The 22,904-nt window shown below is 64.7% G+C and carries 20 protein-coding genes and 1 tRNA gene; 6 read left to right on the top strand and 15 right to left on the bottom strand.

What is annotated here, in order from left to right:
- The first annotated feature begins 107 nt into the window (after positions 1-107).
- Entirely contained in the window at positions 108-1,643 is a 1,536-nt protein-coding gene (locus tag V6M48_RS07450) for an OprO/OprP family phosphate-selective porin (protein ID WP_332811901.1), read from the top strand.
- A gap of 83 nt (positions 1,644-1,726) precedes the next feature.
- Here the strand turns inward: V6M48_RS07450 and V6M48_RS07445 are convergent, their stop codons facing one another.
- Positions 1,727-3,055, bottom strand: coding sequence for a dicarboxylate/amino acid:cation symporter (locus V6M48_RS07445; RefSeq protein WP_332811900.1), 1,329 nt, complete (start codon positions 3,053-3,055; stop codon positions 1,727-1,729).
- A 515-nt stretch (positions 3,056-3,570) separates the two neighbouring features.
- Positions 3,571-5,880: an EAL domain-containing protein gene (locus tag V6M48_RS07440; RefSeq protein WP_332811899.1), complete on the bottom strand. Its 2,310-nt coding sequence runs from the start codon at positions 5,878-5,880 to the stop codon at positions 3,571-3,573.
- A gap of 762 nt (positions 5,881-6,642) precedes the next feature.
- Between V6M48_RS07440 and V6M48_RS07435 the strand changes: the two genes are divergently transcribed.
- Positions 6,643-7,239 (top strand): NADPH-dependent FMN reductase, encoded by a 597-nt coding sequence (locus V6M48_RS07435; RefSeq protein ID WP_332811898.1) that lies wholly within the window; start codon positions 6,643-6,645, stop codon positions 7,237-7,239.
- 6 nt (positions 7,240-7,245) lie between these two features.
- Here the strand turns inward: V6M48_RS07435 and V6M48_RS07430 are convergent.
- The 6 genes from V6M48_RS07430 to V6M48_RS07405 form a co-directional block, all read right to left on the bottom strand.
- Positions 7,246-7,321 (bottom strand) — tRNA-Val (locus V6M48_RS07430).
- Between the two features lie 82 nt (positions 7,322-7,403).
- Positions 7,404-8,141 (bottom strand): aspartate/glutamate racemase family protein, encoded by a 738-nt coding sequence (locus V6M48_RS07425; RefSeq protein WP_332811897.1) that lies wholly within the window; start codon positions 8,139-8,141, stop codon positions 7,404-7,406.
- 110 nt (positions 8,142-8,251) lie between these two features.
- On the bottom strand, positions 8,252-9,691 hold the full coding sequence (locus tag V6M48_RS07420) for an NAD(P)(+) transhydrogenase (Re/Si-specific) subunit beta (protein ID WP_332811896.1): 1,440 nt from the start codon (positions 9,689-9,691) through the stop codon (positions 8,252-8,254).
- Positions 9,691-9,975 (bottom strand): proton-translocating transhydrogenase family protein, encoded by a 285-nt coding sequence (locus tag V6M48_RS07415; protein ID WP_332811895.1) that lies wholly within the window; start codon positions 9,973-9,975, stop codon positions 9,691-9,693. The genes V6M48_RS07420 and V6M48_RS07415 overlap by 1 nt, the downstream gene beginning before the upstream one ends.
- Before the next feature lie 22 nt (positions 9,976-9,997).
- Positions 9,998-11,125, bottom strand: a complete 1,128-nt coding sequence (locus tag V6M48_RS07410) for an NAD(P) transhydrogenase subunit alpha (RefSeq protein WP_332811894.1) — start codon at positions 11,123-11,125, stop codon at positions 9,998-10,000.
- Positions 11,126-11,129: 4 nt separating this feature from the next.
- Positions 11,130-11,267, bottom strand: a complete 138-nt coding sequence (locus V6M48_RS07405) for an aa3-type cytochrome c oxidase subunit IV (RefSeq protein WP_332811893.1) — start codon at positions 11,265-11,267, stop codon at positions 11,130-11,132.
- A 207-nt stretch (positions 11,268-11,474) separates the two neighbouring features.
- On the opposite strand from V6M48_RS07405, the gene V6M48_RS07400 reads away from it, so the two are divergent.
- Positions 11,475-12,935 (top strand): sigma-54-dependent transcriptional regulator, encoded by a 1,461-nt coding sequence (locus V6M48_RS07400; protein WP_332811892.1) that lies wholly within the window; start codon positions 11,475-11,477, stop codon positions 12,933-12,935.
- 209 nt (positions 12,936-13,144) lie between these two features.
- Entirely contained in the window at positions 13,145-13,654 is a 510-nt protein-coding gene (locus V6M48_RS07395; protein ID WP_332811891.1) for a hypothetical protein, read from the top strand.
- 111 nt (positions 13,655-13,765) lie between these two features.
- Here the strand turns inward: V6M48_RS07395 and folP are convergent, their stop codons facing one another.
- The 6 genes from folP to glmM form a co-directional block, all read right to left on the bottom strand.
- A complete protein-coding gene (gene folP, locus V6M48_RS07390) occupies positions 13,766-14,857 on the bottom strand; it encodes a dihydropteroate synthase (RefSeq protein WP_332811890.1) in 1,092 nt (363 codons plus the stop codon).
- Between the two features lie 373 nt (positions 14,858-15,230).
- Complete coding sequence (locus V6M48_RS07385; RefSeq protein ID WP_332811889.1) at positions 15,231-16,364, bottom strand: site-specific DNA-methyltransferase; 1,134 nt, start codon at positions 16,362-16,364, stop codon at positions 15,231-15,233.
- A gap of 181 nt (positions 16,365-16,545) precedes the next feature.
- Positions 16,546-17,148: a ribonuclease HII gene (locus V6M48_RS07380; protein ID WP_332811888.1), complete on the bottom strand. Its 603-nt coding sequence runs from the start codon at positions 17,146-17,148 to the stop codon at positions 16,546-16,548.
- 148 nt (positions 17,149-17,296) lie between these two features.
- Positions 17,297-18,088, bottom strand: a complete 792-nt coding sequence (gene thiD, locus V6M48_RS07375; protein WP_332811887.1) for a bifunctional hydroxymethylpyrimidine kinase/phosphomethylpyrimidine kinase — start codon at positions 18,086-18,088, stop codon at positions 17,297-17,299.
- Complete coding sequence (locus V6M48_RS07370; protein WP_332811886.1) at positions 18,085-18,306, bottom strand: DUF1272 domain-containing protein; 222 nt, start codon at positions 18,304-18,306, stop codon at positions 18,085-18,087. The genes thiD and V6M48_RS07370 overlap by 4 nt, the downstream gene beginning before the upstream one ends.
- The gene (glmM, locus tag V6M48_RS07365; protein WP_332811885.1) at positions 18,306-19,640 is read right to left on the bottom strand and encodes a phosphoglucosamine mutase; all 1,335 of its coding nucleotides are present in this window, start codon (positions 19,638-19,640) and stop codon (positions 18,306-18,308) included. The genes V6M48_RS07370 and glmM overlap by 1 nt, the downstream gene beginning before the upstream one ends.
- 225 nt (positions 19,641-19,865) lie before the next feature.
- Between glmM and V6M48_RS07360 the strand changes: the two genes are divergently transcribed.
- Positions 19,866-20,321 (top strand): DUF1003 domain-containing protein, encoded by a 456-nt coding sequence (locus V6M48_RS07360; protein WP_332811884.1) that lies wholly within the window; start codon positions 19,866-19,868, stop codon positions 20,319-20,321.
- Between the two features lie 43 nt (positions 20,322-20,364).
- On the opposite strand, the gene V6M48_RS07355 is transcribed toward V6M48_RS07360, so the two are convergent.
- Entirely contained in the window at positions 20,365-22,023 is a 1,659-nt protein-coding gene (locus tag V6M48_RS07355) for a peptide MFS transporter (protein ID WP_332811883.1), read from the bottom strand.
- Between the two features lie 232 nt (positions 22,024-22,255).
- Here V6M48_RS07355 and V6M48_RS07350 point away from each other — a divergent pair, with 232 nt between their 5' ends.
- Positions 22,256-22,849 carry a nitroreductase family protein gene (locus V6M48_RS07350; RefSeq protein ID WP_332811882.1) on the top strand — a complete coding sequence of 198 codons (594 nt, stop codon included), beginning with the start codon at positions 22,256-22,258 and terminating at the stop codon, positions 22,847-22,849.
- Positions 22,850-22,904 lie beyond the last annotated feature (55 nt).

Here is a 22,904-nt window from a genome sequence, read left to right as displayed (position 1 = left end):
GAAAACGCAATCAAACCGTCACAACGCCGTCGCCCCGCATCGCTAAGCGGGGCGGCGAGCCAATCAGAACATCCGATTTCGGGGGAAAATTTCAAATGAAACGGAACATGCTTTTTGTCGCGCTGCTTGCGACCAGCGCACTCACTTTCTCCGGCAGCGCATTTGCGCAGGCGCCCGACGGCGCTGACGCCGAGGTGCAGGTCGCGCCCGAAGCCCCGGCCACCAACGAGGAGCTCGCCGCCAAGGCCGCCTTCCTCGAAGCCCAGGTCGAGGCGATGCAAGAGCAGCTCAACGAGCTCAAATCGGCGATGGGCAAAGCCACCCCGAGCTGGAAAGGCGCTCCTCAATATGAGGACAAGGAGGCCGGCTGGTCGTTCAAGCCGCGTGGCCGCATCCAATATGACGTTGGCTATATCGAGAATCCCGATGACGCGATCGTGACTCGGAACCTCGGCTTCAACAGCCGCGTCCGGCGTATCCGCCTTGGTGCCGAAGGCACCGTCCCCGGCGGCTTCGGCTACAAGTTCGAGATGGATTTCGCGAACTCGAACGTTGGGTTCGGCGACGCGATCCTTACCTACGCACCTTCCGGCAAGCCATGGTCGATCGCCATCGGCAATCACGAGACGTTCGAAAGCCTCGAGCAGATCACCAGCTCGCGCTTCATCAGCTTCCTCGAGCGCGCGCAGATGAACGATGCCTTCGGCCACACGCGCCGCATCGGTCTGTCGGTGGGACTGGTCGACAAGGCGAATATCGCTCGCTTCAACGCCGGCATCTTCGCCGCCCACTCGATCGATGGCTCGTTCGACAACGAAGGCTGGATCGGTGCGGCACGCGCCACCTATTCGCCCCAGTTCATGGGCGGCATGATCCACCTCGGCGCGAACTTCCAGCACCGCGAGTTTCAATCGAACAATGCCGGCACGGCTTCGAGCTCCGTCGGCGCTCCCTCGACCAACCAGCTCGCTCGCTATCGCGCGCGCCCGTTCCTGCAGACCACCGACGTTCGCTTCGTCGACACTGGCGCGTTTGCCGCCAAGAGCGACGACATCTACGGCTTCGAGCTCGGCGGGGTGTTCAACTCGCTGCACGTCGTCGGCGAAGCGCAGTGGGCGAAGGTCAATGCCTATTCGCGTGGCGACATCCAGACCGGACTCGATGCCTTCTCGACCGCGAACACGGCGCTCGTCCCGTCGGACGATCCGACTTTCTTCAGCTGGTATGCCGAGGCGGGCTATTTCCTGACCGGCGAGACCCGTGGCTATAAGAACGGCGCGTGGGACCGCACCAAGGTGCTCAAGCCGTTCAGCAAGGGCGGCTGGGGCGCATTGCAGGTCAACGCCCGCTACGATTACCTCGATCTGATGACCGAGGATCTCCAACAAGGCTTCACCAACAACTTCACGACTGGCGTGGCGGCGGCTTCGAACAGCCTCAGCCGCGGCGGCACCCAGACCGGGTATCTCGCGAGCCTGATCTGGATCCCGGAAGACTATGTCCGCTTCCTGCTTCAGTTCGCGCATACCAAGGTGAAGGGCGGCCCCTCGGCAGCGATTGTCGAGCCGACTTCGACCGCGCCCGTCGATCAGCGCAAGTACAACAGCAACAGCGTCGCGCTCCGCGCCCAGGTCGACTTCTAACCCCTCCCCTCCCGGAGGTTTTTCGCAAACTCATGCGGATGCTCCCGCCGGTTACCCCGGCGGGAGCTTTTTTCACATTGCAATCAGGACAGCGCTTCGATCTTGCCTTCGATCTGAAGCGCATCGCTTTCCTCCTCCGTCAGCTCGCCCGCTCCACCGGCCAGGACCCGGTTGAGCCGGCCGACATTGATCGCGCCTTCCCAGCGCGCGACGACGATTGTCGCGACCGCGTTGCCGATGAAATTGGTCAGCGAACGGCATTCGCTCATGAACCGGTCGACGCCGAGGATCAGCGCCATGCCGGCCACCGGCACCGCCGGAACCACCGACAGGGTTGCCGCAAGCACGATGAACCCCGATCCGGTGACGCCGGCCGCCCCCTTGGAGCTCAGGATCGCCACCGCCATCAGCAGCAATTGATCGCCGGCAGAGAGCGGCGTGTTCGTCGCCTGCGCAATGAACAGCGCCGCCAGCGACATGTAGATGCATGTGCCGTCGAGGTTGAACGAATAGCCGGTCGGCACGACCAGCCCGACCACCGGCTTGGGAACACCGGCGCGCTCGAGCTTCTCCATCAGCAACGGCATCGCGCTTTCCGAGCTCGATGTGCCGAGCACCAGCAGCAGCTCGTCCTTGAGATAGCGCACCAGCGCCAGCAGCGAGAAACCGGCCAGGCGCGCGACGACGCCGAGCACCACGATCACGAACAGCAATGCGGTCGCGTAGAAGGTGAGCACGAGGCCGGCGAGGTTGGCCAGCGCGCCGATCCCATATTCGCCGATCGTGAACGCCATCGCGCCGAACGCGCCGATCGGCGCAGCGTACATCAGCATGTGGACGATGCGGAACACGACCGCGGTCAGGGTTCGCAGGCTGCCTACCAGCCGCTCGCCCTTTTCGCCGAGATGCGCGAGCGCGATCCCGAACAGGATCGCCACGAACAGCACCTGCAAGATCTCGTTCGACGTGAAGGCGCTGATCAAGGTGTCGGGAATGATGCCGAGCACGAAGCCGGTGACGCTCTGATCGTGCGCCTTGCCGACATAGGAAGCGACCGCGCCCTGATCGAGCGTTGCGGGATCGACATTGAGGCCTCTCCCCGGCTGCACGAGATTGCCGACCGCGAGCCCGATCGCCAGCGCGAGCGTGGAGAAGGTCAGGAAATAGGCCAGTGCCTTGGTGCCGACCCGTCCGAATTCCCGCAGGTCGACCATTCCGGCGATACCGGTGACGACCGTCAGGAAGATGATCGGGGTGATGATCATCTTGACGAGCTTGATGAAGCCGTCGCCGAGCGGCTTCAGCGCACGTCCCGCGTCGGGCCAAAGCCAGCCGACGAGGATGCCGAGCGCGATGCCGATCAACACCTGGACGTACAGGCTTCTCCAGAACGGCTTTCGCGCTGTCGTCATATTTCCCCTGCTCGGCCATCGATGGCAGTCGCGCACAGGCGCGGCACGGAAGCCTCTTCTCCATCCGGTCGCGCGTTCGGTGGACCGTTCACCGCGCCTTATCGTTGCCGATTCGGCATGATCGACAGGCGCGCGAAAAGCAATCAGCGGGGAGTCGTTCGGGTCGTCTTACCCGGCCGGCGACGAGGCCGTGCTCAGCTTCGGTGCGGCCAAGAAACGATCAAAAGCGGGCTACGATCAGCCGAGTTGAAGTCGCCATGTTTTTCGATTTTTCCAATCTTCCCAAGGCAATAAAAAAGCCCCGGCCGAGACCGGGGCTCTTTAAATTCTTGGGCGGGTTCAGCCGCGGTCGGCGCCCTTACCCCAGCCCACGGTCGGATCCCAGCGTGTGGCAATTTTCTTGCTCATTCAAATTCCCCTTCTTCCGACACGCGCGGCGAATCGCGCTGTGGTAAGGGGATCTTAACCGTAACGATTAAGGATAACAAGTCGTTAACTAATCCAGATTGGTGCGGCTATGCGGCGCGGCTCCTCTGCCCAAGTAATTGCTTGCTCAACGCCTTGAACGGGACCGGCCGGCCGATGTGATAGCCTTGCGCCAGGTCGCAATGCATGTTGGTGAGGTCGTCGAGCGTCTCCTGATCCTCGACCCCTTCGGCAACGACCTTCTGGCCCAGCGAATGGGCGAGCTGGATGGTCGAATTGACCATCACGCGGGCGCCATGATTTTCGCGCATCGCCATCACGAAGCTTCGGTCGATCTTGATCTCGGTCGCAGGAATTCTCTGCAGATAATCGAGAGTCGAGAGGCCGGTGCCATAATCGTCGACCGAAATCTGGACGCCAAGATCGCGCAGTTGCTGCAACGTCTGCATGTTCGGGAGGCTGCTGCTCAGTGCCGCAGTCTCGGTGACTTCGAGCGTCAGATGCTGAGGCTTGAGCCCATGCTTGGCGAGCGTTTCGGTCACTTTCGCGACCAGCCCTTGATCCTCGATCAGCCGCGCCGACAGATTGACCGAGATGCTGAAATCCATGCCTTGCGCATTGATCGCGGCCGCAACGCGAACGGCATGTTCGAGCACGAAATAGGTGAGCTTCTCGATCCGGTTGTTCTGCTCGGCCGCGAGGATGAACTCGAGCGGACTGATCGCCCCCTTCTCGGGATGAGTCCAGCGCGCAAGCGCTTCGGCGCTGGCGACCTTGCCGGTCGTGAGGTCGAGCTTGGGTTGGTAGGCGACCCACAGGTCGCCACCGTCGACCGCCGCGTCCAGCTGGCTGAGGAGCGACAATTTCCAGGCCGTATCCTCGTGGATGCTATGGTCATGCTCCTTCCACTTCAGCCCCTGGCTCAGTGCCTGGTCGGCGGCGAGCAGCGCGCTCGCCAGCCGATTGGGGATCGAGCGCTCCGCCTCCGCCTCGAATCCGAAGGTGATCGTCAGATCATATTGCTTGTCGTGGACGATCACTGGGCTCCGGAACAAAGTGTGCAGAGCGTCGAGATGTTCGCCGGTCGGCGTTGGTCCGGCATCGGCGAACCACATGAAGATGCCTTCATCGCCTTGGTAGAGAATTGCATCCGAAGCGCCGACCATCAGCCGCTTGGCGATCTGGTCGATGAACGCCTTCTCGCTCCCGGCCGGAAGCGCGGCGGCGATGGCCGCATAATTGTGGACCCGCGCAGCCACCAGCGCCCGCTTGTGTTCCACCTTCTGCTGATGCAGCGCATTGAGGTTTGGGAGCCCGGAAACGGCATTCGTCGTGCCGCGCGCGCGGTACATGCGACGCAGGGTCGACCAGCTCAAGCAGGCGGCCACGGCGCTCATCAGGAACAGCGACGGCACGACTTCGGCGAAAATCAAATGCCGCTCGAGGAAAAACGGTAGGACAAGTGCGCCTGCGATTCCGCCACCAAGCAGCGCGACCGAGAAGAGCTTGCGCCGCACGAACCCACAGACTGTGATGATCGCGAGCGCCGGGATGAAGGCGATCAGCCACGGCCACTCGACGGGCGGCCCCTCCTTGAGCGTCTCGGCGCCGAGGATATGCAGATAGACGCTCGACATGACGCCGTGCCCCGGGGCCACATAGCTCGCGCCTCGCGCTCCGTAGGTCGTGCCGATGACAATATCCTTGCCTTCGATCCGGCTGCGTGGAGCCCTGCCTTTGAGCACATCGACCGCGCTCACCGTCGGTATCGACGAAGGGTCCAGCGCATGGTCGACAAGGAAATTCTGAGATCGTTGCTCGCTCCGGCCCAGCACGGAGGCGAAGGAGGGGAATGTCCCCTTCTGAAAATCAAGCGCGAAGGGAAGGCGTCGAACCGCACCCATCGCGTCGAAGCGGAAATTGGTGTGTGCAAGAGTTGCATGATCAGCAAGTTCGGACAGCGGGTAGCTCTCGACACGCTTTTTCGTCACTGCATCATCATCAAATTGCAACGCGAGGACTGCCCTCCCGCCGAGACGTTCTATGCTGCGAGCGAATTCGCGATCGTTCTTGGGATCAGTGCTCGAGGTGAAGAGGATGTTGAAGAACACCCTTTTGGCCCCCATGCGATCCAGCTTGTCCGCCAAAGCCGCCTGGTGGCTCCTGGGCCACGGAAAGTTTCCAAGCTCGTTGAGGCTGCGATCATCGATCGCGACCAAGGTGATGTCACCGCTAACCGGATGCCGCCGCGCCTCGTTGCGAACGTCGCGCAGCTTCTCCTCGAGCGGCACACCAGCTTGAATCGTGCCGAAGATCAGTCCCGCGAGGCACGACCACAGCAGGATACGCCCGCGATTGCTGCGGGGTTTCAAGGCTTTGGGAAGGAGTGCGGACCACATCATGTTTAATTCCGGATTGGCCATCGCAGAAAAAGGTTATCAAATTGGTATCTATGATGCCCGTGGCGCCGCGGTAGGCGCCGCCCCGCCCCCGCCGAAAACCGCGCCGGACCGGCATTTCGGGGCCCGAGCAGCGGGTGCTTCGCGGTCACCTCGTGCCGCGAAACTTTGAACTTACCAAAGGCGCAAGCGAGCATTGCTATGCCGGCACCGGCGGCACTGACAGCGCGCACCATCTGTTACGCGGGGGGGAAGCTGGACGGTGCGGGTCGAGCGGCAAAGCAGGAGGAGGCGCAGAACGCGACGGACCGGCGCGTCTCGACCGCTGCTGGCGAGCCGCCGCTCTGTGGAGAATCCAATTATGGACTTGCTGGAAACGACCTCGACGGCGCCGTTTAATCGACGCTCGAGAAAGGGTGCGTCAGCGCTAAGCGCGCGCGGTGCCGGAGCCTTCGCTCGCGTCGATCTTGAGCCGATTATAGCGGTTGGCCCAGCCGAGATGTTCTCGGCGCTCCGCGTCGTCGTGCGTCAGCGATGCGAGATAGCGCGCGCCCTGCTCGAGCTGCGCATAGTCAAGTGCTTGGTCCAGAACGGCCTCCCTCTGGTTGCAGAGCGGACGAAGGGGGGAAAAGTTCCGTGCGGCCCGTGTCGCCTGCCTGTGCGGTGGCTCGCGGGCTCACCGGCGCAAGCAATGATTGGCCGGGCTCGCGCCTTGACAAGCAGGAGGCGCAACAGCATCGCTCCTGAACTCAGGAGAGCCGAATGGCGGTAGCGCAACCCTTGATTGTTGGTATTGGCGGAACCGCCTTGCCGGGTTCATCGACCGAGCAAGCCTTGGCGCTGGCGCTCGCTTCCGCCGAGCGCGAGGGAGCGCGGGTGCGGCTGTTCGGCAACGAGACGATCAGCGTCCTGCCCCATTATCTCACCCCCGAAAGCCGCGAGTCCGCCCAAGGCCGCGAGCTGGTCGAATGTATCCGCCAGGCTGATGGCGTGATCGTCGCCAGCCCGGCGTATCACGGCTCGATTTCCGGGATGGTGAAGAATGCGCTCGATTATCTCGAGGATACGGCCAAGGACAAACGCGTCTATCTCGACGGCGTCCCGGTCGGGCTTATCGTCACGGCCTATGGCTGGCAGGCAACCGGCAGCACGCTGGCGACCTTGCGGTCCATCGTCCATGCGCTGCGTGGCTGGCCGACCCCGCTCGGCGCGGCGATCAACACCTCCGCCCGCATCTTCAACGATGGCCAATGCAGCGACGAAGGCGCGGCGGCGCAGCTCGATCTGATCGGGCGGCAGGTCTATGAGTTCGCGCGCCTGCGGATGCAGGATCCGCGGATTATGGAAACTGCCGACTAAAGGTGCTGGTGGGCGCTGACGGGCTCGAACCGCCGACCCTCTCGGTGTAAACGAGATGCTCTACCAACTGAGCTAAGCGCCCGCGCTGCGGAAGCTCGCGCACTGCCATTTCGGACGCCCGAGAGCAAGCCCGCGCCCGGCAAAGCCTCGGGCGAACGTCGCGGTCAGCGGCCGACGGCGGCCAGCGCAACCTGCGGCGCCGCTTGCGCCTCCTCGCCCATGATCCAGGCCGCCGCTGCTTTGCAGTGGAGCGCGGTCGTATCGTAGACCGGGATCACGTTGGCGACCGGATCGACGAGCATGACCAGCTCGGTGCAGCCCAGGATCACCGCCTGGTTGCGCGCTTGGCCCATGATCGTGAGGCAGGTCTTGAGCGTGCGCTGCGACACCCGGGAGATCGTCCCGCGGGTCAGCTCTTCATAGATGATCCGGTCGATCTCCTTCATCATCGCCGGATCGGGCGTCGCGATAGCGATGCCATGCTGCTCGATGCGGTCGCGATAGAAAGCCTCGTTCATCGTGAAACGCGTGCCGATCAGGCCCGCCCGCCGCACCCCGTCCTGCACCATCTTCGCGGCAGTGACGTCGCCAATGTGGAGGATCGGGATCTCGACCGTCGCGGCGATCTCGTCATAGAGCTTGTGCATCGTGTTGCTGCACAGGAGCAGCCCTTCGGCGCCTGCCTGCTGGAGCCGCTGGGCCGACGCCGCGAGCAAGGCCGCCAGCGCATCCCATTGCTCTTCGGCCTGCAATTGCGCGACCGGTGCGAAGTTGAAACTCTCGATCAGCAGGTGCGCATTGCCGACGCCGCCGACCCGGCGCGCGATGCCCTTGTTGATCTGCTCGTAATACATGGCGGTCGAGACCCAGCTCATCCCGCCGATCAAACCCAATTTGCGCACCGTGGACCGTCCCTTCCCCCGCCCCTTTTTGAGGAGCTTGCACCTGCCTAGGACAGACCTGCATTCGGTTCGGTTAACGTTGGGCTTTTCTGGACCGCGCGGGTGCTGCCTTAAGCGAGCGCCTTGACGATATCGTCCACCATCTTCTTGGCGTCTGCAAGAAGCATCATCGTATTGTCGCGAAAAAACAATTCGTTCTCGACCCCGGCATAGCCGGCGCCGCCCATCGAGCGTTTGATGAACAGCACGGTTTTCGCCTTCTCGACGTCGAGCACCGGCATGCCGTAGATCGGTGAGGTCTTGTCCGTCTTGGCCGAGGGATTGGTGACGTCGTTGGCGCCGATCACGAACGCAACGTCGGTGCGGGCGAATTCTGAGTTGATGTCCTCGAGCTCGAACACCTCGTCATAGGGAACGTTGGCCTCGGCCAGGAGCACGTTCATATGGCCTGGCATTCGCCCTGCGACGGGATGGATCGCATATTTGACGCCGACCCCTTCCTTCTTGAGCAGATCGGCCATTTCGCGCAGCGCATGCTGCGCCTGCGCCACCGCCATCCCGTAGCCGGGAACGATGATCACCTGCTCGGCCTGCTTCATCAGGAATGCCGCATCCTCGGCCGATCCGCGCTTGTACGGACGGTCGATCGCCGGGCCGCCGCCGCCCGCGATCGCATCGCCGCCGAAGCCGCCGGCGATGACGCTGATGAAGCTGCGGTTCATCGCCCGGCACATGATGTAGCTGAGGATCGCGCCCGAGCTTCCGACCAGGGCGCCCGTGATGATCATCGCGCTGTTGCCCAGCGTGAAGCCCATCGCCGCCGCCGCCCAGCCCGAATAGCTGTTCAGCATCGAGACCACCACCGGCATGTCCGCGCCGCCGATCGGGATGATCAGCAGGAAGCCGATCAGGAACGACAGAGCGGTGATCGTCCAGAACACCCACGGGCTCTGGTCGGTGACGAAATAGCCGATCAGCCCGAGGATCAGCGCCAGGGTGGTGAGGTTGATCAGGTGGCGCGCCGGCAGCAGGATCGGCTTGCCCGACATGTTGCCGTTCAATTTGAGGAAGGCGATGACCGATCCGGAGAAGGTGATCGCGCCGATCGCAACGCCAAGGCCCATCTCGAGCCGGCTGACGCCGTGGATCGTGCCGTCCGCATCGGCGATGCCGAACGCCTGCGGGTTGAGGTAGGCGGCGGCCGCGACGAGCACTGCGGCGAGACCGACCAGCGAGTGGAAGGCGGCGACCAATTGCGGCATCGCCGTCATCGCGATGCGCCGGGCGGCGACGAGCCCGATCGCGCCGCCGATCGCGATTGCGATCATTATCTCGACCAGCGGCAGGCTGTCGAACGCGCCCGTAGGGGAGCGCGGCGCATAATGGACCAATGTCGTTGCCACCGCGATCGCCATGCCGACGATGCCGAAGCGGTTGCCGCGCTGCGAGCTGACCGGGCTCGAGAGGCCACGCAGCGCGAGAATGAAGCAGATGCCGGCGATCAGATAGGCAGTCGCAACCCAGGCCGGAACGGCGGCAGCGTCATGCATCAGCGCCGCTCCTTCTTCTTGTACATCGCGAGCATGCGCGCCGTGACCGCGAACCCGCCGAAGATGTTGATGCTCGCCATCACCACCCCGAGCAGCCCAAGCCATTTGGCGCTCGGTGAGCCGGCGGCGGCGCTGGCGATCAACGCTCCGACGATGATCACCGAGGAAACTGCATTGGTCACCGACATCAGCGGCGTGTGCAGCGCCGGAGTGACCGACCAGACGACATAATAACCAACGAAGCAGGCCAGCACGAAGACCGAGAGGATCGATACAAAGCTCATCTTTAGCTCCCGGTCGATGCCATCAGCTCGACAGCCTTTCGTTGACCGTCTTGCCGTCCTTGGTCAGCCTGATCGCCTTCACGATCTCGTCGTCGTCGGGCAGCAGCACGCGGCCCGCCTCCTTGTCCCAGAAGGCGCTGAGGAAATTGTAGAGGTTGCGCGCGTAGAGTGCCGAGGCGTCGGCGGCGAGCCGGCTCGGCACATTGCGATGGCCGACGATCCTGACACCGTGGCGCTCGACCACCTCGCCGGCAACCGCACCCTCGACGTTGCCGCCCTGCTCGACGGCGAGATCGACGATCACGCCGCCCGGCCGCATCGATGCCACCTGCGCATCGCTGATCAGCCGCGGCGCCGGTCGACCGGGGATCAGTGCGGTGGTGATGACGATATCCTGCTTGGTGATGTGGCTCGAGACGAGCTCGGCCTGGCGCGCCTTATAGTCTTCGGACATTTCGGTCGCGTAGCCGCCCGATCCTTCGCCTTCGATGCCCGGCACATCCTCGACGAACACCGCCTTTGCGCCGAGGCTCTCGATCTGCTCGCGCGTCGCCGAGCGGACGTCGGTGGCCGAGACGATCGCGCCGAGCCGCCGCGCGGTGGCGATTGCCTGCAGGCCGGCGACGCCCACGCCCATCACGAACACGCGCGCGGCCGAGATCGTGCCGGCGGCGGTCATCATCATTGGCAATGCGCGGCCATATTCGGCCGCGGCGTCGAGCACCGCCTTGTAGCCGGCGAGGTTCGACTGCGAAGAGAGGATGTCCATCGATTGCGCGCGGGTGATGCGCGGCATCCATTCCATCGCCAGCGCCTCGAGCCCGGCAGCGGCATAGGCTTCGATCCTTGCACGCTCGGCGAAAGGATTGAGGCTGGCGACAATCAGCGCGCCTGGCTTCGCCCCCGCGAGCGCCGCCGCGTCCGGCCCCTGCACGCCGAGCACGGCATCGGCGTCGCCAAGCACTGCAGCGCGCGGCCCCACGGCCGCGCCGGCGGCTTCATATTCGGAATCGGCGATCGCGGCACCGAGCCCGGCGCCCGTCTCCACCGCCACGGTCGCGCCGAGCGCGCTATATTTGCGAACCGTCTCGGGCGTGGCGGCGACGCGGCGCTCCCCCTCTGCGCTTTCGTGGAGGATCGCGATTTTCACTCGGTTACGAGCGGATGATCAGAATGACGATCAGGGCGGTGATCACGCTGAGGATGGCACCCCATTTCATCATCACTGCGAAATCCGAATAGCTCTTCACATGCGCTTGCATGTCGTTCTGACTCTGACCCTCGGCTGCCATCTTGTCCTCGTCATGCCTCTGTTGCCGGGCTTCTTATCAAGCTGCGTGCGCCACCCCAAGCCCAAATTACGCCAAATCACGATGGCCAAATTTGACGGTGCGCAAAATGGGGAGCTCGACTTGGCAACCCAAATTTGCAGCGCATTAAGCCGAATTTTACGAGACTAGGTTTAATTGCCCTCAACCAAGTTCTCAAAAGGGGGCACAATGCGGCCTGACGCCACCCGCTGTTTGTTGCTGATCGACGACGAACCCGCGCAACGCCGCCTGGTGACCGCCATCGGCGCGCGCGCCGGCTGGTGGGTGATGGGCGCCCCCGATGTCGACGCAGCGCACAAATTGCTCGTCGGTGAAGAGGGCAAGGACATCGATGCGATCCTGCTCGACCATTTGCTGCCCGGCGCCGAAGGCACCGAGCTGATCGAGCAGATCCGCGCCGTGCGCCCCGATCTTCCATTGCTCGTCCTCACCGCCCACACCAGCGTCGCGGTCGCGGTCGAAGCGATGCGTGCCGGCGCCCATGATTTCCTGGTCAAGCCGCTCTCGCCCGATCGGCTGCTCGCGGCGCTCGACGCGGCGACCGATCGGCGCAAATCGAGCGGCGAGCTTCGCCCGCTCTCGGAAAAGATCACCAAGCCGCTGGCGTTCGACGAGATCGTCGGCTCCGCGCCCGAGTTCCGCACCGCGCTCGCGATCGCCGCCAAGGCCGCCCGCGCGCGCATTCCGGTCCTGATCGAGGGCGAAAGCGGGTCGGGCAAGGAAGTCCTCGCCCAGGCGATCCACACGGCCTCGCCGCGCGGCAAGCGGCAGATCATCAGCCTCAACTGCGCGGCGATTCCGTCCAATCACATCGAATCGGCGCTGTTCGGCCATGAAAAGGGTGCATTCACCGGCGCGTTCGACCGCCACATCGGCCGTTTCGAGGAAGCCGACGGCAGCACCTTGTTTCTCGAGGAAGTCGGCGATCTCCCGCTCGAGGTCCAGGTCAAGCTGCTGCTCGCCCTCGATACGGGCGAGTTCCAGCGTATCGGCAGCCGCATCGTCCAGACCGTCGACGTGCGCGTCATCGCTTCGACCAGCCGCAGCCTCTCCGACGAGATCGCGCGGGGCCGTTTCCGCGAAGATCTCTTTTATCGCCTCAATGTCGTCCATTGCGACATCCCCCCGCTGCGCGCGCGGGGGAGCGACATTCCCGGCCTCGCCCGCCACCTGCTCGCGCGAATCGCCGACCAGCCCGGCATGCGCCATTTCAGCATCACCGACGACGCGCTCGCGGTGCTGATGCGCTATGGATGGCCGGGCAACGTCCGCCAGCTCCAGAACGTCCTGTTCCGTGCCGCGGTGCTGTGCGAGGGCAATGCCCTCACCGCTGCGGATTTCCCGCAAATCGCGCAGGAATCGACCTTCAGCAAGCGCGCCGACGATTATCACGCCCGCGTCCTCAACGGCGCCTCGGCGGCGGCCGCGTTCAACAGCGCGCCGGGGATCACGCTTTACGCCCCCGACGGCAATCTGCGCCCGCTCGACGCGATCGAGGCCGACGTCATCCGCCTCGCGATCGGCCATTATCGCGGCCGCATGACCGAGGTCGCCCGCCGTCTCGGCATCGGACGCTCGACATTGTACCGCAAGCTCGCCGAGCTCGGCATCGGCGAAGCGGCTGCCTAGAGAGCTTTGGCCGTCGGGCGGGACGACTCAGCCCGCGCTTTACTTCGCCTCCGTTCCCGACGACATTCGCCGCTCGCTGTGCGGGGGGTGACGCGATGCGGTGCGCGATGGGCTGGATCTTGGCGGCTTTGCTCGTTCCTTCAGCTGCTGCTGGCCAGACACTGCTGCGGGTCGACCCGGATGCGACCTTTTTTCACGAGCCGAGCGGAATGGCTTTTCCAGCCGCGGTCGATCGCTTCCGCCGCACCGACGTTATGGATTTCTCCTCGAACGGCACCGATGTCGGCGCGAATTATCGGCTGGGGGATTTCTACGTCACGGTTTACATCTATCCCTCGCCAGCGGTGTCCGCCGCCGAGGACCTGTCGGCGGCGCAGGCCAGCCTTTGCATGGCCGAGTTCGAAGAGGTGAAAGGCATCATCAGCCGACATCCCGGAGCGAAGCTCGTCGAAGAAGGCGCCGTGCCGTCGCCGTCCGCGCGCCATCCCCGTGCTGGGCTGAGGGCGGTCTACGCACTCGACGCGATAGGCAATCGCGCACCCAAGCCGTATCGATCGGAGGCCGATCTTTATTGCTATGTGAACGGCAATTGGCAGATCAAGTTTCGCGCGACGGCACCTGCCGACGTCGCTTACGTGACCCCTCTGTCCGATCTGATGCATGCACTGGCGTGGCCGTTGCCGCCTGGCAAAGCTCCGGACGCGGATCTTAGCCGCTAGAGCATCGTGCGCAAAAGTGGGAACCGGTTTTGCGCAGAAAACGATGCGGTAACAAATGATTAGAGCGGGATGCGTGATCCAGATATCGCGCATTCCGCTCTAGATCTGCCGTTATAGAGGAGGCGTGAGCGCGGCGTCCCTCAGCCCGCGCCACACCCGGATCGCCTGCACCGTCTCGACCACATCGTGGACGCGCAATAATTGCACGCCCTGATCGGCGCCCTTGAGCGCAAGCGCGATCGATCCTGGCAGCCGTTGATCGGCGGGCGCTTCGCCGGCAAGCGCGCCGATCATCCGCTTGCGGCTCACACCGAGCATGACCGGGCAGCCGAGGCCGTGGAGCATCGCCAGGCCGTTCAACAACTGCAGATTGTGCTGCACTGTCTTGCCGAAGCCGATGCCTGGATCGACGATGATCCGCGAGCGCTCGACACCCGCCGCGACGGCCGCCTCGATCCTCTCTTCGAGCCAATCATAGACTTCGAGCAGCACCGGCCGCGCGTAGCGCGGCGCCTCCTGCATCGTCTCCGGCGGTCCCTGGTGGTGCATCAGCACGACCGGGCAAGCGGACCGCGCAACCACCTCCGCCGCGCGCGGATCATAGGTCAGCGCCGAAACGTCGTTGATCATCAGCGGGCCGATCGCCAGCGCGGCCTCCATCACCGCCGCCTTGCGCGTGTCCAGCGAGACGGCTGTACCAGAGCCGAGCAGCTGCGCGAGTACCGGCAACACCCGCGCTTTCTCATCCTCGTCCCAAACCGGCTGCGCACCGGGGCGGGTCGATTCGCCGCCGACATCGACGAGCGCTGCCCCGGCCGCGGCCATGGCGAAGCCGGCATTGCCCGCCGCCGCGGCATCGCCGTGGCGGCCACCGTCCGAGAAGCTGTCAGGCGTGACGTTGACGATGCCCACGACCTGCGGCTGGTCGAGCCGCACCACCCGCTCGCCGAGCTTGAGCGGCAGGCGCGGCGCAATGATGTTCGCCCAGGCCGCCGCCGCGGCCGGCCGCTGGTCCGCGCCTAGGTCCGCGATGAACCGATCGATGTCGGGGACGCTGACCAGATCGGTGGCGCCTGCGCCGCCGACGATCATCTCCACTTGGGAGAACCACAGCAGCCCGCCGGCCAGGCGAGCCACCTTGCCGTCGAGGCCGAACGGCGCGTCGATGAAGCCGGCCGGGCGAAGATAGACTTTATCCGCCATGCGCTCGGCTCCTCCCGCTCACCAGGCTCTATTCAAATAGGTCGGCCGTGCTCATTTCAGATGCGCCGGCCGCGGGCAAGTCTGCGACGCGGCAAGGTTGACGCGGCTCGGCGCGAGGCGAGGTTATGCCGGTCGAAGCTAGGCCAGCCGATGCCCTGAATATCGGAAGCAAAAGAAATGGCGGCCGCTGGATCAAAGAGCAGAAGGGAACACTGACACTTCGAAGACCGGTTGATTCCGGCCCCTGAAACACTTTCTGACCCCGTGTCGGTTCGCCCCCCGGCGTTCCAGCAGCGCTAAAGGGCAGACAGTCCAAGGGGCGGCCGCCGCTTTTTTGCATGCATCCATTTCGGATCGGAGTCGAGTCCGACTGTCACGCCTGTCCCAGGATGTAACGCTGCCTCAGCTCGTCGAGCGGCACCAGGACATCGTCTTGCTGCAGATGCCAGAAAGTCCAGCCGTTGCACGAAGGCGCCCCTTGCGCGCTGGCGCCGATCTGATGGATCGAGCCCTGCTTGCCGTCCATTTCGACCGAAGCGTCGGCGCGGACGCGGGCATTCCAGCGCAGCTTGGCGTCGGTCAAGGTTGCGCCTGGGGCGATCAGCCCGGTCTCGACCAGCGCGCCGAACGGGACGCGCGGTTGCGCCCGCTTCGACTGCATCGTGCGCATCGCGCTTTCGTCGAGCTCGAGGGTCGAGGTGATTCGCTCGCGCGCGACCTTCACATAGCGTTTTTCGCGCTCGATCCCGATCCAGCGCCGCCCCAGCCGCCGCGCAACCGCGCCGGTGGTGCCGGTGCCGAAAAACGGGTCGAGCACGACATCGCCCGGGTTGGTGCAGGCGAGCAGGATCCGGTAGAGCAAGGCCTCCGGTTTTTGCGTCGGATGCGCCTTGACCCCGTCCGTCTTGACGCGCTCGCCGCCCGAGCAGATCGGCAGCACCCAGTCCGACCGCATCTGCAGCTCGTCGTTGAGCGCCTTCATCGCGCGATAGTTGAACGTGTAACGGCTGTCCTCGCTGTGCGACGCCCAGATCAACGTCTCATGTGCATTGGTGAAACGGGTGCCACGGAAGTTCGGCATCGGATTGGCCTTGCGCCAGATGATGTCGTTGAGGATCCAATAGCCGGCATCCTGCAACGCCGCGCCGACGCGGAAGATATTGTGATAGCTGCCGATCACCCACAAGGTGCCGTTTGGCTTGAGGATGCGGCGGGCCTCGCGGAGCCACGCAGTGGTGAACGAATCATAGGATTCGAACGTGTCGAACTTGTCCCAGGCGTCGTCGACCGCGTCGACCCTGCCGCCTTCGGGACGGAAGAGATCGCCGCCGAGCTGCAGATTATAAGGCGGATCGGCGAACACCATGTCGACGCTGGCGGCCGGAAGGCGCGCCATGGCGGCGATGCAATCGTCCTCGATGATCTGCCCGACCGGCAGGTCCGGCGCCTCCGCCGTTTCCGGCGCAACGCGCCGCGCACTCGTTCTCACACGCCCCATCACGGTCATTGGCGATAATCCCCCGGTTACGCCGCCAAGGTGAGTCAGACGGACTCTGCGGTCAAGAACAACTGCTTACGGGGAGCCGTTAACAACTGTTAACCGTTCCAGGAACGAAAGGAGTCCCGCGCTACATCTAGCCGGGGGGCCAATCTTCAGACTCAATATGAAGTGGTGTGGCGCGAAAGACTCACAAAGCGAGCATTAGCTGGCGGACCGGTCCGAAGCTGCGGCGATGGAGTGGAGTCAGCCCGAGGCGATCGAGCGCACGGACATGTTCAGGCGTCGGATAGCCCTTGTTGGTTTCCCAGCCGTAGCCGGGGTGTTCGCGCGCATGCTCTTCCATGATTCGATCGCGTGTCACCTTGGCGATGATCGATGCTGCGGCGATCGAGCGGCATTTGGCGTCGCCGCCGACGATCGCCTGCGATGGCCGTTCCCAGCGCGGACAGCGGTTGCCGTCGACCAGCACCATCGCCGGGTCGAAGCCGAGCGCGTCGACCGCGCGGCTCATCGCCAACATCCGGGCCCAATAGATGTTGAGCTGGTCGATCTCCTCGACGCTGGCGATGCCGACGCCGATCCTCGCCACCTTGTGCAGCTTGAGATAGATCGCTTCGCGCGCTTTCGCGGGGATCGCCTTCGAATCGTCGATGCCGCGCGGGAACTTGGCCCGATCGAGCACGACCGCTGCCGCGACCACCGGACCGGCGAGCGGTGCGCACCCGGCCTCGTCGACGCCGGCGAGCGGTTCCGGGAAGTTCTTTTCGATCTTGAAGCAGGGTCCCGCCATCGCCGCAGCCTATTCACCGCCGGCTGCGTCTTCCAGCGAAACTTCGTCAGTCCCTGCTTTGCTGTGGAAAAAGCCGCGCCAGAGCCTGATTGTTTGAGGTGGAAGCGCTTCGCGCTTCACCGAAAGCGTGAAGCATGCTCTTTCAAGTCTAGGGCTCGCCCAGGCCGTGCCCCATGGGGCCATGTCCGGCACCAAAGCCGGGTGCGGCAAGCATGACGCTCCGCACAAACTCGCGCGCGACCTCGATCGCGTCGGCGAGGCGCAACCCGCGCCCGAGGCCGACCGCAACCGCGCTCGCCAGGGTACAGCCGGTGCCGTGGCTATGGCGCGTGTCGATACGCGCGCTCTGCCAGCGGATCACCTCGCCCCCCGGCGTGACCAGCAGGTCGGTCAATATCGCGTCGCCAAGATGACCGCCCTTGGCGAGCACGGCGATCTCCCGCTCTCGAGCAAGCGCCGCGGCCGCCTCCTCCATTTGCGCGGCATCATTGACGGTTCGTCCGGTCAGCGCCGCCAGTTCGGGAAGGTTGGGCGTCACCATTGTTGCCGCCGCCATGATCCTGACGAACGCTGCGATCGTCGCGTCATCCGCGAGCAGGCTGCCGCTGGTGGCGACCATCACGGGATCGAATACGATCGGAACGCCCGCCATTGCCGCGAGCCGCTCGGCAACCGCCTCGGCCGTCGCCGCCGATCCGATCATGCCGATCTTGACGACGTCGATCCCGATGTCGCTTGCGACCGCATCGATCTGCCTGAGCACCATCTCCGCGGGGACCGGCATCACCGCCTCGACCCCGAGCGTGTTCTGCGCGGTGATCGCGGTCACAGCAGTCATCGCGAAGCCGCCGAGCAACGTCACCGTCTTGATATCGGCCTGGATGCCCGCTCCGCCGCCGCTGTCGGAGCCAGCGATGATCAGCACCCGCGGTGGTTTCAACCCGGCCCCTTCCGTACCGCGCCGGCAGGATAGCGCGCCAGCAACGCCTCGGCGCGCGACGGGCGTCGTTCCAGGACTCCGCTGCAATTGGGACATATGCCGGCGAGCTCAGGCCCGCATTCGCCGCAGAACGTGCACTCGAACGAGCAGATATAGGCCTCGGCCGATGGCGGGAGGTCCGCTCCGCAACGCTCGCAGTCCGGGCGCATTTCGAGCATCAGGCCGCCTTCACCGCCTCGCAGATCTGGTCGACCATTTGCTCGACCAGCGCCGGATCTTCGCCTTCCGCCATGACACGGATCAGCGGCTCGGTGCCGGACTTGCGGATGACCAGCCGGCCTTTGCCCGCGAGCTGCGCCTCGGCATCGGCGATCGCGTCCTTGACCCCGATATTCTCCAGCGGCTGGCCGCCGCCGAAGCGAACGTTCTTCAGGAGCTGCGGCAGCGGGTCGAACTGATGGAGAAGCTCGCTCGCCGGCTTCCCCGTCTCGACCAGCTCGGCCAGCACCTGGAGCGCCGCCACCAGGCCGTCGCCGGTCGTGGCGTGGTCGGTGAGGATGATATGCCCGGATTGCTCGCCCCCAACATTATAGCCGCCGCGCCGCATCTCCTCGAGCACATAGCGGTCGCCGACTTTGGCACGGACGAGCCCCACTCCATTGGCTTCGAGATGGCGCTCGAGCCCGAGGTTGGACATCACCGTCGCGACCACCGCGCCGCCGCGCAGCAACCCTCGCCGCGCCCAAGAGAGCGCGATCAGCGCCATCAATTGGTCGCCGTCGACGACCTTGCCCTTCTCGTCGACGACGATCAGCCGATCGGCATCGCCGTCGAGCGCGATGCCGATATCCGCGCCCTCCTCGACCACACGCTGCTGCAGCGCCTGCGGCGCGGTCGAGCCGCACCCTTCGTTGATGTTGAGCCCGTTCGGGCTGACACCGATCGAGACGACCTCGGCCCCCAATTCCCACAACGCCGAGGGCGCGACCTGATAGGCGGCGCCATTTGCGCAATCGACCACGATCTTCATCCCGTCGAGGCTATGCTCCTCGGGGAAGGTCGATTTGGCGAAATGGATGTAACGGCCGCGCGCATCCTCGATCTTGCGTGCGCGGCCGATCTCGGCCGGCGGCACCAGCTTCGGCCCCCGCTCGATCAGCGCCTCGATCTCGAGCTCATCCTCGTCCGACAATTTATAGCCGTCCGGACCGAACAATTTTATGCCGTTGTCGATATACGGATTGTGGCTGGCGGAGATCATCACGCCGAGGTCCGCGCGCATCGATCGGGCGAGCATCGCCACGGCCGGAGTCGGGACCGGCCCGACCATCACCACGTCCATGCCGACGCTGGTGAAGCCGGAGATCATCGCCGATTCCATCATATAGCCGGAAAGCCGCGTGTCCTTGCCGATCACCACGCGATGGCGGTGGTCGCCGCGCAGGAAATGCGCCCCGGCGGCCTGCCCGACTCGTTGCGCCATCTCGGCTGTCATCGGCGCTTCGTTGGTGCGCCCCCTGATGCCGTCGGTACCGAAGAATTTACGCGTCATGCCACTCTATCCCGCCCACTGGCCCGCCTTTGGCCTAGCCCGCGTGATAGCGCGATCGGCGCCGTGCAGGAACCCGCCGCGAGGGCTGGCGGTTGTTTGCGCGCTGCGAGGTGCATCATCGAAACATCCTCCCCTTCCCGCCGTGCCGGCTCGGAGCGCGGTCCGACGGTTCCGCCGCCGGGGCCCGAGAATCTCGCTTCCGCGCTCAGACGCAACATCGACGCATTGCAACGCCGGCGCAAAGCCGAGGCGGCGGCGGCGACCCGGCAGGAAAAGATCGCCGACGCGATCACTCGCTTCACCGGCAGAATGCCCTTCGTCTATCTCCACCTCACATTGTTCGGGCTGTGGGTGATCGCCAACCTCGGCTGGATACCGGGCGTTCCTCGCTGGGATCCCTCGTTCGTGGTGCTCGCGATGGTCGCTTCGGTCGAAGCCATCTTCCTTTCCACATTCGTGCTGATCAGCCAGAACCGCATGGCGGCTGCGGCGGACAAGAGGGCCGATCTCGATCTCCAGATCAATCTGCTCGCCGAGCATGAAGTGACCCGCCTCGTGGCGATGGTCGCGGCGATCGCCGATCGTCTCGGCGTCGGCGAGGAGGCCGGCGCCGAAGTCCATGAGCTCAAGCGAGATGTCGCGCCCGAAGTGGTGCTCGACGCGATCGACCAGGCGCCCTGACGCCCGGGGCGATCCAGAGCGCGAGCTGCGTTTCGCGGACCGATCAGATCTTGTCGGGTCCCGGCTTGGTTTCGCGGTCGGGGAACATACCCGCTGCCTCGCGCTCGCCGATCTCCTTGTAGCCGGCGAGTTCGTCCTCGTCCTTGAGCGTATCGAGATGCATCAGCCGCTTCACCAGCGGCGAGACCACCATCACCAGCACGCCGATGCCGATCGTGATCCATCCGATCGTCGAATAGACGTCGAGGAACAGCGCCTTCGCGGCGGTCCCGCCCGCCTCCCCGACATGCTCGGCGCCGGTCGCCTGGCCGATCATCCCGGCGACGAAATTGCCGCCCGCGGTCGCGAAGAACCATGCGCCCATGATCAGCCCTGCCATCTGGCGCGGCGCGAGCCGGTTCATCGCGCTCAGCCCAACCGGCGACAGGCACAGCTCGCCCGTCGTCTGGAACAGATAGATCAGGAAGATGAAGATCACCGGCGTCGGATTGCCGATGCCGACCGCTTGTGCGCCCCACACCAGCACCAGGAACGAGAAGCCGACCTGGAGCAACGCGAGTCCGAACTTGGCCGGCGTCGACGGCTCGAGGCCGCGGCGGCCCAGGCTTGTCCACAGCCAGGCGAAAACCGGACCGAGCAGGACGATGTAGATCGGGTTGATCGACTGGAACAGCGAAGCAGGCACGCCAGCCCGGTCGACATGGCGATCGGTGAACAGGTTGAGCGAGCCCCCTGCCTGTTCGAACAGCCCCCAGAACACCGGTTGCAGCGCGATCAGGAAAATGATCGCGAACAGCCGGTCGCGATCGTCGCGCGGCATCTTCAACGCCTCGACCACGATGTAGAGCAGCATCACCGCGCCGGACAGCAAGAGCAGCCAGCCGACCGCATTCTGGAACTGGATCAGCGCCCAGGTCGCAAGCACGACCGCAAGGCCGAGCAGATAGATGAAGTTCTCGAAGCTGACGCCGGCGATCCGCTGCTTCAGCTTGTCGAGGCTCGGCGGCTCGCCGCGCCCGAGCAGCAGCGGCCGCCCCCAGATGAACACCACGAGCCCGAGCAGCATGCCGATCCCAGCAAGGCCGAAGCCGTAGCGCCAGCCATAGGTCTCGCCGAGATAGCCGACCATGATCGTGCCGATCGCCGCGCCGACGTTGATGCCCATGTAGAAGATCGTATAGGCGCCATCCCGGCGCACGTCGGTGCGCGGATAAAGCTGGCCGACGATCACCGAGATGCTTGCCTTGAGGAAGCCGGTGCCGACGATGATGAATGCCAGCGCCAGCCAGAAGATGCTGATCGCGGGGTCGTTCTGCCCGCCGCTTCCCTCGATCGTCATCAGAAAATGCCCGCAGGCGATCAGGATGCCGCCGTACAGCACCGCCTTGCGCTGGCCGAGATAGCGATCCGCCAGGTAACCGCCGAGCAGCGGCGTGATGTAGACCAGTGACGTGTAGGCGCCGTAGATCATGTTGGCTGGCCCGTCCGCGAACAGCCAGTGCTTGGTGAGGTAGAAGATCAGCAGCGCGCGCATTCCGTAATAGGAAAAGCGCTCCCACATCTCGGCGAAGAACAGGACGTACAGTCCTTTGGGGTGGCCTGCGAATTCGGGGTTGCGGGTTACCGCGACAACCCCGCCCGTCGCGAGCAGGACCAGCAGGGCGCCAACCGAGATGAGGGCGATGACGGTTTCAGTAGCCACACGCTGCTCCATGCACTTGAGGCCGCGGCGGCGGCTGATCGTGCGTCAAACTAGGGGCCAAAGTCGATCGCCGCAACGGCCGGCGTGAAGCAGATTGTTGCCGCTGTCTCCGGCTGCTAGGCCTCCCCTCGGGCGGCACCAGCCCACTCTCCCGCTGCGGCCACTCGCGTCGCTCGGCCGAAGCGCTGGCGGCAGAGCGGGCTGGCGCCGCCTTGCCGAAAAGGACCCGTGCATGTTCAACGATCGCTCCTCGCTCCTCGCCTTCCTCAAGACCCGCCGCTCGGGCAAGCCGCGCGAGCTGGTCTCCCCGGGGCCGAGCCAGGCGGAGCTTCGCGAGATCATCGAGATGGCGTCGCGCACGCCGGATCACGGCAAGCTCAATCCCTGGCGGTTCGTCCATGTCCCGCGGGAAAGACGCGCCGATTTCGCTGCGCTCGTCCAGCGCGCGTCGCTGATCGAGGACCCCGATCCGGCGCCCGGCAGGATCGAGGCCAACGAGCAGTTCGCGCATCAGGCGCCCGAACTGATCGTCGTGATCTTCTCGCCGGTGATCGGCACCAAGATCCCGCTTTGGGAGCAGGAGCTTTCGTGCGGAGCGGCATGCATGAACCTGCTGATTGCAGCCGCGGCATTCGGCTATGCGGGCGGCTGGATTACCGGATGGCCGACCTATTCCGAGGAGATAAGGCGTGAATTCACCTCGGGGGAGGAGAAGCTCGCTGGTTTCTTCTTCATCGGCACGCCCGGCCGTCCCCTCGAGGAGCGGCCGCGCCCGGCATTCGAGGACGTGGCGTCGACCTGGCAGCCAAACGCCACGACGAGCTAGGACGACCTCTCCTGGGCGAACCTTGACCGCGCTGCTGTATTAGGACAGCATGGCG

This window comes from Sphingomonas sp., assembly GCF_036677245.1.
In the GTDB taxonomy this organism is placed as follows: Bacteria; Pseudomonadota; Alphaproteobacteria; order Sphingomonadales; family Sphingomonadaceae; genus Allosphingosinicella.
This window is presented reverse-complemented; position numbering and strand designations above follow the sequence as displayed.